Source organism: Mycolicibacterium xanthum (assembly GCF_019710635.1).
GTDB lineage: Bacteria > Actinomycetota > Actinomycetes > Mycobacteriales > Mycobacteriaceae > Mycobacterium > Mycobacterium xanthum.
The window spans coordinates 1-13,285 of the sequence record NZ_JAIFZS010000078.1; the positions used below are offsets into that span (position 1 = coordinate 1).

The following is a 13,285-nucleotide window of genomic DNA, read 5'->3' on the forward strand; positions in this document are numbered from 1 at the left end:
GGTCAGCCCCCGCCAACCCGGCAACGACGTCGAGCCGGAACGTCTAGCCGAGGCCCATCGCGGCCCGCAGTTCACTGGTACGCCACCAGATCAGCAGTAGCAGGCCCACCAGCACCGCGGCGGACGCACCCGCCTGGATCAGCGCACGCTGCGATCGCGGCGCGTAGACGTAGGCCGCGCCCACCACCGCGCCGGTGACAAGCCCACCGATGTGGCCCTGCCAGCTGATGACGGAGACGTTGAGGAACGTGATGACCAGGTTCAGGACGATGAAGAACACCACGGCACGGACATCCATGTTGAGCTTCCTGCCGACCACGAACGTGGCTCCGAAGAGGCCGAACACCGCGCCCGACGCGCCGGCGGTGCCCGAACCCGGCGCCGCCAGCAGATACACCAGTGCCGAACCCCCGAGCGCGCTGAGCAGGTAGAGCGCGGCGAATCGCAGTCGACCCAGCACCATCTCCATGGCGGGCCCCAGGAAGTACAGCGCGAACATGTTGAACAGGATGTGCAGGATGCCCAGGTGCAGGAAGGCCGAGGTCAGCAGCCGGTACAGGTCGCCAAGGGCAACCGCGCGAGGCCACAGCACCAACTCGTTCTCCAGGCCCGGGATCACCCGTTGCAGGACGAACACCGCCAGGTTGAGGCCGATCAGCGTGTAGGTGACGACGGGCACCGACGAGCCCGGCTGCCGACCGCCGAACACGGTACGGACCGGCCGCACGGAGCGGGCGCCCTCCCCGACGCAGTCCGGACACTGATGACCGACCGCGGCGCTGCGCATGCACTCGCCACAGATGTACCGGTTGCACCGGGTACAGCGAACGTAGGTCGGCCGGTCGGGGTGGCGGTAGCAGGACGGGGCCTGCGGCGGCGGGCCCGCGGAGTAGGAGTAGTTCACGGGGTCCTATCGTTCGCTCGGCGGGCAGCCACCCTCGAACCCGATCGCACCCCGGGCTTCGGTTTCGGTGGCCACGAGCCCCACCTCGATGCCCGATGTGAGCAGGTCCGGCTTCACGCCATCACGCTATCCGGTCAGCAGTGCGGTCGCCGGAGCATCCCACCGGTCCAGGTTGACGAGCTGCTCCAGCGGCCGCCTGCGCAGCGGGCCGTGCCTACCCTTGGGCCACCCCACCACGATGTGGCCGGCCAGCAGCCAGTCCTCGGGCACCCCGACCGCTTCACGCAGCACCTGCTCGCCGTCATAGGACGCCCAGCTGGTCAGGCAGGCGCCCAGCCCCTGTGCGCGGGCGGCGAGCAGGAAGTTCTGCATCGCCGGGAAGATCGACCCACCCAGCAGCAGCTCCGAGGCCGTCGGGAAGCGTTTCTGGGTGAACAGCACCGAGGTGAACTCGGCGGCCCGATCGTGCAGCTCGTAGGTCGCCCGGTTGTTGCGGGCACGCAGACTGTTGTCACCGGGGGCCGGACGGGTCATCCCGTACACCGGCTCGATGACCGCCAGCGCGTGCGCAGCCGCCTTCCCGACGATCGCACGCTGCTCGGCAGACCGGAGCACCACGAACCGCCAGGCCTGCGCGTTCGCTCCGGACGGGGCCCAGCTCGCCGCCTCGAGGCACCGGCGCAGCGTGGCATCGTTCACGGGCTCGTCGGTGAATCGCCGGATCGTGCGCGCGGTGGACATCACGTCCCACACGTCGCGGGTCTCTGCGTGCATCCGGTGAATGTATCGCCCAGCCGGATGACGAATTCGTGTGGCAGATCACCATCACCCGAGCGCCGCCTGGCGAATCTGACAGTCCTCCCCTCTCGCGACCGATTCGGGTTCGTGAACAACGGTTTCGGTCGATTTCGTGGCACTTCCTCGGCCAATGTCACGCCGGAGATCCGCAACGTCCCGCCCCGTCCCGATCGGCGGTGCCACGGCCCTGGTTTGGCATCTCGCGATCGCGGCTACCTTGGAGTTGGGCCGGGGGTGCTGTAACCGATCCACAATCCGAAGGACCAATCAACATGAATACCCATGGTTTCGGCGCGCGCATGCGCACACTGGCCGGCATCGGGGCGGGCGCTGTTCTCGCGGGCCTGGCCACCACGATCGCCCCCACTGCGGCGGCCGCGCCCACCGATCAGTGCAGCGCAGGCGGCTTGGCAGGAACCGTCAGCTCCGTGACGGGCCAGGCTCGCCAGTACCTGGACGCCCACCCGGGCGCCAACTCAGCGGTGAGCGCGGCGATGAACCAGCCGTTTGGGCAGGCCGAGGCGAACCTGCGCGGCTACTTCACCGCCAACCCGGCCGAGTACCACGACCTGCGCGGCATCCTCGCCCCGATCGGCGACGCGCAGCGCACCTGCAACGTCACGGTATTGCCCGGCCAGCTGGCCACGGCCTACGACCTCTTCATGGCCGGCTGACCCGGGTTCATGGCCGGCTGACCCGGGCTGCCGCGGCGGCGGGTACTTTCTCGCCGCCGCGGCACTTAGACTGACTTCCTATGAGAGCGACGAGAACAGCCGCGGCGGCGCTGGCCGGCGGGTGCGTCGCGCTGACGTTGTGGGCGCCGGCGGCCGGTGCGCAGCCTGATCCCGCGCCCGCACCGGCACCCACACCAGCGCCTGCGGTGCCCCCACCGCTGCCCGCCGAGGGCCTGGCGACCACGATCGACGCCGACGGTTCCTACGCCGTGGGTACCGATATCGCTCCCGGCGTGTACCAATCCGCGGGTCCGGTCGACGACGGCGCCTGCTACTGGAAACGCACCGCCGCTGACGAGCTGGTCGACAACGCGCTGACCAAGAAACCGGCGATCGTGCAGATCCTGCCGACCGACACCACCTTCACCACCAACGAGTGCCAGACCTGGCAGCTGACCAACCAGCCGCCACCGCCGCAGCCGGCGCCGGGCGACCTGATGGGGCAGCTCACCAATCTCATCGGCAACGGCCTGTTCGCCGGGGGCCCGCGCTGACCGACGGCAGGATCAGCGTGCCGGCCGACCTCGACGCGGTGACCGAGATCGGCGCCGAGGACCATTCCGGCATCGACCCCGCGGCCGTCGAGCGAATCTGGCGCTCGGTCACCCACTGGTATGCCGCGGGCATGCAACCCGCGATACAGCTGTGCCTGCGCCGCGACGGACGGGTGGTGCTCGACCGCGCGATCGGGCATGCCTGGGGCAACGGCCCCGGCGACCCACCCGACGCCCGACGGATTCCGGTCAGCACGCAAACGCCCTTCTGCGTCTACTCCACGGCCAAGGCGATCACCAGCACGGTGACCCACATGCTCGCCGAGCGCGGGGCGTTCTCCCTCGACGACCGGGTGTGCGACTACCTGCCCGAGTACACCAGCCACGGTAAGGACCGCACCACCATCCGGCACGTGATGACCCACAGTGCGGGGATCCCGTTCGCCACCGGACCCCGCCCCGACCTCAAGCGCATGGACGACAGCGACTACACGCGCGAGATGCTGGGACGGATGAAGCCGGTCTACCCGCCCGGGCTGATCCACATCTACCACGGGGTCACCTGGGGCCCGCTGATGCGCGAGATCATCTCCGCCGCAACGGGTCGCAGCATCCGCGACATCCTTCACGAGGAGATTCTGGCCCCGCTCGGGTTCCGCTGGACCAATTACGGCGTTGCGCCAGAAGATGTTCCGCTGGTGGCACCGAGCCATGTGACCGGAAAACCGTTGCCGGCACCGGTCGCCAAGGCCTTCAAGACCGCGGTCGGCGGCACGATGACCCAGATCATCCCGTTCTCCAACACACCACGGTTCCTCACCGGGGTGATCCCGTCCTCGAACACCGTGTCCAACGCTTACGAGCTGTCCAGGTTCGCCGAAATCCTCTGCCGGGGAGGGGAACTCGACGGCATCAGGGTGCTCTCACCGGAGACCCTGCGGGCCGCGACGGTCCAGTGCCGCCGGCTACGCCCGGACATCGCCACCGGCCTGGCGCCGATGCGTTGGGGAACCGGATACATGCTCGGCTCCAAACGCTTCGGGCCGTTCGGCCGCGACGCCGCCGCGGCGTTCGGGCACACCGGGCTGACCGACATCGCGATGTGGGCCGACCCGCAGCGTGCGCTGTCGGTGGCGGTGGTCAGTAGCGGAAAACCCGGCAGACACCCGGAGGCGAACCGATATCCGCGGCTGCTGGACCGCATCAACGCCGAGCTGGGCCGCGTCGGCTGAACCCTCAGCGCCCGCGCACGACCCTCAGAGCCCGCGCACGACACTCAGCGCCCGCGCACACCGCGGTAGATGCCCCACCGCACGATCCACGGCATCAGCACCCGCTCGAAAGACCAGGCCGGAAACCGGAATGCCCGCCCGTTGGGCGCGAACACCTCCAAGCCATCGGGCTGGATGCCCAGCACCGACCCCCACCGTCGTGCCGGGGCGTGGTAGTCGCGCAGCGGCTCCCCGCCGAACGACGCACGCACGTTGTGCGCCACCAGCCCGTCGGCCCGGTTGCGCGCCGAGCTGCGCAGTGGATCGGTGGCCGCGACGTCACCGACCGCGAATACCTCCGGGCGGCCGGGAACCTGCAGCTGCGGGGTGACCCGCACGAAACCGTCGTCGTCGAGCAGTTCGGCGGGCAGCCAGCCGGTGTTGGGCCGGACCCGTCCGATCGCCCACAACACCGCGTCGGCGGTCGCGGGCGGCTGTCCGGTGCTGAACCGAACGGTCCCGGCGGACAGCTCGTCGCCACCGGATCCCGGTGGCGGTTCGGCCCGGTGCCCGGGGTGCAGCGCGACGCCGGCGTCGGTGAGCCGGCGGCGGACACGGTTCCAGGTGCGGGGGTGGTGGCCGGCCAGCGCCCGCTCGCCCGGGAAGTACAGGTCGACGCGGGTGTCTGGCCAGCGCAGCGCGATGTTGGCCGCGCTGCTGACCGCTGCGGCGCCGCCCCCGACGACGATCACCGACCGGGCCTGCGCCAGTCGGTCGTGCGGTGCACGCAGGTCCGCATCGACGTCGGCGGCGCGCTGCAGGCTCGGCCGTCGCCAGAATCCGTTGGTCACCCCGGTGCAGATGACCAGCGCGTCGTAGTCCACCGGTGTCGTCGACCCGTCGGCGCGCTCGACGGTCACCTGCCGGGAGTCGAGGTCGGCCCCGGTCAGGGTCCCGTGCACGGTGCGCACCCGGTCCAGCCCGCGGAACCGGTCGAACGGTATCCAGTTGTGCCGGGCCCAGTCGTCGGGGCTGGCCAGCCGCCAGCCCAGCTCCTGGCCGCTGACCAGGCCGGGCTTGACGGAGATCCCGATCACGTCGAAGCCGCGGGTGCGGGACCCGCGCGCCAGCCTGATCGCGGTGAGCACCCCGACGTCGCCGAGGCCGGCGACGACGACGCGGGGCGTCATGCCCGGACCCGCCGCGGCGGGCGCGGAACGAACCGCGGGACGCGGTCGACGACCGCCTGGTAGCCGGGCCGCCGCTGCAGGCTGCGCGCCTCCATCATCGGGATGCTCGCGCCGAGGAACATCGCCAGCATCGCCGCCGCCCCGGCGAACAGCCACCAGGAACCGGGCGAGGCCGCACCGCCGAACAGTGCAAGTGCGAACCAGAACCCGAACTCCCCGAAGTAGTTCGGGTGCCGCGACCATCCCCACAGGCCGCGGTCCATCACCTCGCCGGGCCGCCGATCCCGCGCGAAGCGGTGCATCTGGCGGTCGGCGGCGAACTCCAGCGCGACGGCGGCCATCCCCAGTACGAACGCCACCACCGACAGCCACACCAGCCCGTCACCCGGGGTGGTGACCGCGACGTAGACGGGCAGCATTGCGAGAAACACCTGCAGGGTGGGGATGAGGTGGATGGCGATCAGATCGGCGGCGTACTCCCACCGGCCCGCACGCCGGCGGAACATCGGATAGCGCCAGTCCTCGTGGTCCAGGCCCGACCATCCGTACACCCAGTTGCCGGTCAGCCGCACCGACCAGACCACGACCACCACGGCGATCAGCCAGCACCGCCAGGCGGCGCCGTCGCCGTGACTCCACCAGTAGAAGAGCAGCAGCGGCGGGATCACACTCCAGTACGCGTCGTAGAAGCTGGAGTTTGCGAACCGGCGGCTGAAACCGAACACCACGAGGGTGGCCAGCACGTCGGCGATCAGGGTGTCCAGCCACCGCCGGCCGGTCGGCACCCCCCACACCAGCCAGAGGTAGCCGACCGCAATGGCGGTCACGTAGGCCGAGACCACGATCGCCAGCGACCGCCGCTTGCCGACGGTGCTCACCCGATGCTGACCCGGAACATCTTCGGCCAGTCCTTGCCGGTCAGCAGGTACTCGTTCCCGGAGATGTGGGCGATGCCGTTGAGGACCTGTGCGCCGGCCGGGATGCCGCGGGCACGCAGACCGGCGGCATCGACCACCAGGTCGACCGCGCCGGTGTCCGGATCGATGCGGACGATCTGGTCGCCCGGCCACACATTGGCCCAGACCTTGCCGTCGACGCACTCCAGTTCGTTGAGACCGTTGAGAGCGTGGCCGTCGCGGGTGACGCCCACTCCACCGGTCTCGGTCATGTCGTCGGGGTCGGAGAACCGCAGCCGGTTGGTTCCGTCGCTGCGGATCAGGCGCTGCCCGTCGAAGCACAACCCCCAGCCCTCGTCGGCCAACGGCACCTCGCGGATCGGGGTCAGGGTGGCGCCATCCCATTCCACCGCCACCCCGTCCCGATACGTCAGCTGCCAGATCCGGTCGCCCACGACGGTGATGCCCTCGCCGAAGTAGTCGCCGGGGATCGCGACGGCGCCGCGCACCTCCCCGCTGGCCGGGTCCAGCATCCGCAGCTGCGACTCCCCGGCCAGTCCGGTGCCCTCGTAGAGCGTCGAGCCGTGCAACTCCAGCCCCTGGGTGAAGGCCTGCGGGTCGTGCGGCATCTCGGCAAGCACGACGGGCTCGACGACGGCGGCCGGGTCGGCCTGTGCGCTCGGCACGACGGTGGCACCGATGAGGGCCAGCATGGTCAGCCCTGCCGTCAACGGCCGCTTGCTCATACCGCCGTTCTACCGTGCGACGACAGCGGAGCGAAAGCGGTCCGCTACGTGCGGCCGACACCCGGGCGGCAAAATGTGTAACGACCACGCAAACTTGCGTTATCAACAAATTACTTCGCTAACCACACACCGGCTGCGCAATTCGACCACTCTGTCAATTATGGCAAATAGATCTTTGGGCATCTAGCGTTATTGGCGCGGGCTGCCACTTTCGTTTGCTGGACAGGGTTCCTGCATCCGCCGCGGGGCTTTGACTGGCACCGGGACGGGCCTTAGAGACTTTTTATGCTGCGATTTTCTGTTTTCCTTAACGGCACCTGAGAAACAACTTACGATCTCTCAGGTAGCCAGTCCTTAATCCTAGGGGGAGCAAGTCATGGAACTCTCGGCCCGTTCGTACCTCACCGCAGGAATATCGCTAACTGCGGCTAGCGCCATCGCGCTCACCCCTCTCTACATCCCTGCAAACGAGCGCGCGGTAGCCGTCCCGAACGTCACGGTCTCTGACATCCAGCTGACCGTGACGCCCGCCGAGATCGTGGCGTTCTTCGATAACCTCCAGAACGAGTTGGAGGCCTTCAACGCACAGCTGGCCGCCGTGGTCGCGATTCCCGGCCAGACGCTGGCCCAGGGACTTGCGCTCGCGATCGGCCTGAACGACCAGCTGTTCGCTGCGCTGATGGGGATGACCAGCAACCCCACCCTGCTCTCGTTGCTCGGTGTGCTGAAGCAATACTCCGACAACGGGCTGACGTCCGTTCTGGGCGCGGTCCAGAACACGAACCTGGGCCTGTATCTGACCACCGATACTCTCGCGAACCTGCTGACCGGCGTCATCACCGGATCGCTGTCGAACGTGCTGTCGACGTTCGTCGGGGTGCTCCAGCACCCGTTCCAGGTGTCGGCCTACGCCGCCCTCCTGGGCACCGGTGTGGTGGGCACCGGCCAGCTGATCGCCGACAGCGGCGTGGCGGCCGTTCAGTGGCTGGGCAATGCAGGTTTCGGGCTCGCCTTCACCGGGCTCAATCTGGTGTGGGAGCAGATCTCGAACCAGATCTACCTCGCCGGCGGGCTGATGAACGTCGCCGCGGCCGCCACCGGCAGCGCCCTCGTTGCGCAGATCAACGCACTCGTCCAGGCTGTCACGATCGCACCCGCCTACCTCATCAACAACTTCGCTCTCGGGGCCGGCGGGGTCGCCGACTTGGCCGTCTACTCTGTGGCGAGTGCCTTCAACGAGATCGTCGGTGGCGCCTTTGCCCTGATCGATGACACCGGTGACGCACTTCAGGACGCCATCGGCGCCATCGGTGCAGCTCCGCTGGATCCGAAGAGCTATCTGCTGGCAGGCGGCGCGCTGCTCGCGGCCGGATTCGATGACTTCAACACGGTGGTCGAGACGACCGGCGGCGTGGCGCAGATTCCGTTCGACTTCGGCATCGGGGTGGTCGACGGCGCCGCCAGCCTCGACACCACCCTGAACACCGTATTCGCCGGCGTGATCTCCGGTGTGCTCAACGCGCTGGGTGCGCCGGCCGACATCGTCGCGTTGCCACTTGCCCTCGCCACGCAGATCAACGATCTGGTCTTGCTCGGCGCGGACGTGGTCAACGCACCGATGGAGGCCTCGAAGGGGGTGATTCAGGGCGCCACCGACTTCGTCGTCGGCGTGTCCAACGACATCGAGAACGCCATCTTCGGCCTGCTGTCCGGTGTTCCCTTGGTCACCCTCGCGGTTCCGCCGGCCGAGTCGGAAGCCTCGAAGTCGGCCGGGGACCCGTCGGGGTCTTCCTTCGCCGCGCTGAGTGTCGGAAATGACGCCACCGGCGACAGCGGCGATGCCACCGGTGACGTCACCGACGACAACGGCGATGCCACCGACAACGGCGATGCGACCGACGCGACAGACGACGTCACCGACGACGCTGGCGCTGCCGGAGACGAGATCACCGACGACAGCGGCGACGCGACAGACGACGCCACCGACGACAGCGGCGACGCGACCGACGACGTCACCGACGACGCTGGCGATGTCGGAGACGAGATCACCGACGACGGCGACGACGTCACCGACGACAGCGGCGATGCCACCGACGACGCTGGCGCTGCCGGAGACGACGCTGGCGACGACGGCGGCACCGCCGGAGACGACGGCGGTTCCGATGGCGGCTCGGACGGCGGTTCCGACTCCTAATAACCAGTAATCCCGACCGAATGGGCCCAAGCAGCAGCGTGGGCCCATTCGTGTTGAACCGGCGCCCTAACCGGCGACGGCATCGATAGCCCGGAAGATGCGCTGCTCGCTGACCGGGCGTGCGGTGCCCAGCTGCTGGGCCCACAGGCTGACGCGCAACTCCTCGATCAGCACGGCGATGTCGCGGACATCGGCGGCCGCGGCGCGTATCGGGCTCAGCGCCGAACGCAACTCGTCGTAGGCGTCCTGTACCGACGCGATCCTCGCCATCCGCTCCCTGTCGGCGGCGGGGGCCTGCGGCAGTCGGTCGAGCCGGCGATGAATGGCAATCAGATAGCGGGTCAGATCCGGGAGCCGGGCCGCCCCGGTGCCGGCGACGAAACCCTGCGGAAGTAGCCGGGCGAGTTGGGCGCGGATGTCGGCGACCGCTTCGGCCTGTGCCGGGGTGGGCTTGTCCGGCAACGCCAACTGCACGTCGTGCCAGGCCGCGACCACCTTCTCGACCCGACGGACCACCTCGGTCACGGTCGGCGCCAGCCGGCCCGGCAGCAGCTGCCGGGCGGAGGCGAACTCGGCCTTGGTCCAGACCGGCGCGGTCACCAGGGCCTGCGCCGCCGCATCGCTGCAGTCGTCGAGCAGCGCGGCCAGCGAGCCATCCGGGTTGTTGGCCAGCACCAGCCGAGTACGTGGATCGAGTTTCTTCTCAACGCTTTTCGTGACGGACGGCCCGGCGAGCCGGAGCAACCGCAAGCTGCCCGCGGCCATCGCGGCATCCTGCTCCGCCTTGGTCGCGAACACCCGGACATCCACCGTCGTGCCGCTGTCCACCAGGGCCGGGTAGCCGCGCACCGCGTGTCCCGTCACGCCAGCCCGCTCCACGACGCGCGGCAGCTCATCGAGATCGGCGGGCCAGGTGCGAAGTCCGGTGCGCTCGAGACCTCCCGCGACGGTGTCGGCGACGGCCTGTCGCGCCGGGGCGGCGAGCCGGTGCTGCAACTCGCCCAGGTCCTTTCCCCGCGAAACCACCGTGCCGTCCGGGGCCTCGACGGCGAACGTCACCCGCAGATGGGGCGGCAACTTGCTCAGGTCGAAGGCGTCGATCGGCACCAGAATCCCGGTCCGGCGCCGCAACTCGCGCTGCACCGCCTCCAGCAGCGGCCCACTGTCCGGCGAGATGGACTCCAGCAGCACCTTGGCGGTGTCCGGGGCGGGTACGAAGCTGCGCCGCAAGCTCTTCGGCAGGGAGCGGATCAGCGCGGTCAACAGTTCCTCCCGCAGCGCGGGCACCTGCCAGGCGAACTCGTCACCACCCAGCCGAGCCAGCACATCGACCGGAACGTGCACGGTGACACCGTCGTCCGAGGCTCCCGGCTCGAACCGGTAGGACAGCGGCAGCGACAGATCCCCGGCGGCCCACGCGTCGGGCTGGTCCGCTCCGGCGTCTTTGCGGACCAGGTCATCGCGGGACAGCGTGAGCAGGTCGGGCGTCAGATGCCGCTGCTTACGCCACCAACCGTCGAAGTGCCGGGCCGACACCGCCTCGGCCGGGACGCGGGCGTCGTAGAACGCGTAGACCTCGTCGTCGCCGGCCAGCAGGTCCCGGCGGCGGGCCCGGTCCTCGAGTTCGGCGAGTTCGGTACGCAGCGCGGCGTTGTCGCGGAAGAAGTGGTGCCGGGTCTGCCACTCCCCCTCGACCAGCGCATGACGGATGAACAGCTCGCGCGACACCTCGGGATCGACCTGGGCGTAACCGATCCGGCGGCGCGGAACCAGCGGGAGCCCGTACAGGGTCACCCGCTCGAAGGCCATCGCCGCTCCCCGTTCGGCATCCCAGTGCGGCTCACTGTAGGTCCGCTGCACCAGGTGGGTGGCCACCCGTTCGACGGCCTCGGGTTCGATCCGCGCCGCGGTCCTGCCGTAGAGCCTGCTGGTCTCGACCAGGTCGGCGACGACGACCCAACGAGGCGGGCGCCTGGTCAACACGGATCCCGGGGCGAGCACGAACCTGGCGTTGCGCGCACCGGTGTACTCGCGTCCGTCCCCCTCCCGCAGCCCGATGTGCGACAGCAGGCCCGCGGTCAGCGCGGCATGCACCCGGGCCGGCTCCGCCGGTTGGTCCTGCTCGGTGATCCCGAGGTCGCGGCAGATACTGCGCAGCTGCCCGACCAGGTCCTGCCATTCGCGGATACGCAGGTAGTGCAGGAAATCCTCGCGGCACATCCGGCGAAAAGAGCTGCCGGAACGTTCCTTCCGTTGCTCACCGAGGTATCGCCACAGGTTGAGGTAGGACACGAAATCCGAGTTCTCGTCGGCGAACCGAGCATGCCGCTGGCGGGCCGCCTCCTCGCGATCGGTGGGCCGTTCCCGCGGGTCGGGAATGGACAGCGCCGCCGCCAGGACGAGCACCTCGTGCACACACCCCTCGGCGTCGGCCTGCAGGATCATCCGGCCCAGCCGGGGATCCACGGGTATCCGGGCCAGCCGCCGCCCGAGGTCGGTCAGCGCGCCATCACGGTCGAAGGCCCCGAGTTCCTGCAGCAGTGCGCTGCCGTCGCGGATACTGCGCGCATCGGGCGGGTCGAGGAAGCCGAACCGTTGGATGTCACCGAATCCCAGCGCCGCCATCTGCAGAATCACCGACGCCAGGTTGGTGCGCAGGATCTCCGGTTCGGTGTAGCGCGGACGGTCTTCGAAGTCCTGCTCCGAGTAGAGCCGGATGCACACACCGGGGGCCGTGCGGCCCGACCGGCCGGCGCGCTGTGCGGCCGATGCCTGCGAGATCGATTCGATCGGCAACCGCTGCACCTTCGTTCGCCGGCTGTAGCGCGAAATGCGCGCGGTGCCGGGATCGACGACATAGCGGATACCCGGCACCGTCAGTGACGTCTCGGCGACGTTGGTGGCGAGCACGACGCGACGGCCCCGGTGCGGTGCGAAAACCTTCTGTTGTTCGGCAGTCGGCAACCGTGCATACAGCGGCAGCACCTCGGTGCCGGATCCGACGGCACCGCGCAACGCCTCTGCGGTGTCCCGGATCTCGCGTTCGCCCGACAGGAACACCAGCACATCGCCCGGCGGCTCGGACTCCAGTTCGGCCACCGCGTCCAGGATCGCCTCGGTCTGGTCTCGCGGCTCGGTACGCACCACCTCGTGGTCGGGGTCGTCGGGATCGTCGGACTCCTCGGCCGGCACCACGACCTCCAGGGGCCGGTAGCGGATCTCGACCGGGTAGGTGCGCCCCGACACCTCGACTATCGGAGCCGGACGGCCGGACGAGCCGAAGTGGGCGGCGAACCGCTCGGGCTCGATCGTCGCCGAGGTGACGATCACCTTGAGATCGGGCCGCCTGGGCAGCAACTCGCGCAGGTAGCCGAGCAGGAAGTCGATGTTGAGGCTGCGTTCGTGCGCCTCGTCGAGGATCAGGGTGTCATAGCCCAGCAGCCTCCGGTCGCGCTGGATCTCGGCGAGCAGGATGCCGTCGGTCATCAGCTTGACCAGTGTCCGGTCACCCGAGCGGTCGGTGAACCGGACGGTGTAGCCGACCACCTCGCCGAGCGGCGACCCCAGTTCCTCGGCGATCCGGTCGGCCACCGTGCGTGCGGCCAGTCGGCGGGGCTGGGTGTGCCCGATGGTGCCACGGATCCCGCGCCCGAGTTCCAGACAGATCTTCGGCAATTGGGTGGTCTTGCCCGATCCGGTCTCGCCGGCGACGATCACCACCTGGTTGGCCGCTACCGCCGCGGCGATCTCGGTGCGGCGATCACTGACCGGCAGGTCCGGGTAGCCGATCACCGGCACCGCGGCCGACCGGCGGGCCACCAGCGCCTCGGCCGCGGCGAGGTGTTCGGTGAACTGCTCCAACCTCTTCGGGTCGGTGCCCATCTTCCTCAGCCGTCTACCCAGCCGGGCGGCGTCGCGAATGGTCACGCCGTCCAGCCGGGTATGCAGTTCGCTGATCACTTCACGACACGGGTCGGACACTCCGTCAACGATATGCCCTCTTGCCGGGCCTCTTTGCCGCGCGGAATCGACAGGCGTCAGCTTGAGATTTCGTCGCGAGCGTCAGCCGCGACCGATTCGAGCCGACGCGGGAGATCAGGATCTGACCCGATGACACA

Annotated in this window: 10 protein-coding genes; 4 read left to right on the plus strand and 6 right to left on the minus strand. The window is 69.2% G+C overall.

What is annotated here, in order from left to right:
* Window positions 1-43 precede the first annotated feature (43 nt).
* Both JDV09_RS24115 and JDV09_RS24120 read right to left on the minus strand, forming a co-directional pair.
* Window positions 44-904: a rhomboid family intramembrane serine protease gene (locus JDV09_RS24115; RefSeq protein WP_308124224.1), complete on the minus strand. Its 861-nt coding sequence runs from the start codon at window positions 902-904 to the stop codon at window positions 44-46.
* 126 nt (window positions 905-1,030) lie between these two features.
* On the minus strand, window positions 1,031-1,678 hold the full coding sequence (locus JDV09_RS24120) for a nitroreductase family protein (RefSeq protein ID WP_255605943.1): 648 nt from the start codon (window positions 1,676-1,678) through the stop codon (window positions 1,031-1,033).
* A gap of 296 nt (window positions 1,679-1,974) precedes the next feature.
* On the opposite strand from JDV09_RS24120, the gene JDV09_RS24125 reads away from it, so the two are divergent.
* The 3 genes from JDV09_RS24125 to lipE all read left to right on the plus strand — a co-directional run bounded on the left by JDV09_RS24125 (window position 1,975) and on the right by lipE (window position 4,162).
* A complete protein-coding gene (locus tag JDV09_RS24125) occupies window positions 1,975-2,376 on the plus strand; it encodes a heme-binding protein (protein ID WP_221371671.1) in 402 nt (133 codons plus the stop codon).
* Window positions 2,377-2,456: 80 nt separating this feature from the next.
* Window positions 2,457-2,930 carry an Rv1352/Rv1906c domain-containing protein gene (locus JDV09_RS24130; protein WP_221371672.1) on the plus strand — a complete coding sequence of 158 codons (474 nt, stop codon included), beginning with the start codon at window positions 2,457-2,459 and terminating at the stop codon, window positions 2,928-2,930.
* A gap of 17 nt (window positions 2,931-2,947) precedes the next feature.
* A complete protein-coding gene (gene lipE / locus JDV09_RS24135) occupies window positions 2,948-4,162 on the plus strand; it encodes a lipase LipE (protein ID WP_372453024.1) in 1,215 nt (404 codons plus the stop codon).
* 44 nt (window positions 4,163-4,206) lie between these two features.
* On the opposite strand, the gene JDV09_RS24140 is transcribed toward lipE, so the two are convergent.
* Genes JDV09_RS24140 through JDV09_RS27015 form a run of 3 tightly spaced genes read right to left on the minus strand, consistent with a single transcriptional unit; the run spans window position 4,207 to window position 6,973 of the window.
* Entirely contained in the window at window positions 4,207-5,331 is a 1,125-nt protein-coding gene (locus tag JDV09_RS24140; RefSeq protein ID WP_221371673.1) for an FAD-dependent oxidoreductase, read from the minus strand.
* Window positions 5,328-6,209 (minus strand): DUF1295 domain-containing protein, encoded by an 882-nt coding sequence (locus JDV09_RS24145; RefSeq protein ID WP_308124225.1) that lies wholly within the window; start codon window positions 6,207-6,209, stop codon window positions 5,328-5,330. Before JDV09_RS24145 ends, JDV09_RS24140 begins: the two co-directional genes overlap by 4 nt.
* Window positions 6,206-6,973, minus strand: coding sequence for a glutaminyl-peptide cyclotransferase (locus tag JDV09_RS27015; RefSeq protein WP_255605944.1), 768 nt, complete (start codon window positions 6,971-6,973; stop codon window positions 6,206-6,208). The genes JDV09_RS24145 and JDV09_RS27015 overlap by 4 nt, the downstream gene beginning before the upstream one ends.
* 520 nt (window positions 6,974-7,493) lie before the next feature.
* Between JDV09_RS27015 and JDV09_RS24150 the strand changes: the two genes are divergently transcribed.
* Window positions 7,494-9,167, plus strand: coding sequence for a hypothetical protein (locus JDV09_RS24150; RefSeq protein WP_221371675.1), 1,674 nt, complete (start codon window positions 7,494-7,496; stop codon window positions 9,165-9,167).
* Window positions 9,168-9,233: 66 nt separating this feature from the next.
* Here JDV09_RS24150 and hrpA read toward each other — a convergent pair whose 3' ends face one another.
* A complete protein-coding gene (gene hrpA, locus JDV09_RS24155) occupies window positions 9,234-13,148 on the minus strand; it encodes an ATP-dependent RNA helicase HrpA (RefSeq protein WP_221371676.1) in 3,915 nt (1,304 codons plus the stop codon).
* Window positions 13,149-13,285: the final 137 nt, after the last annotated feature.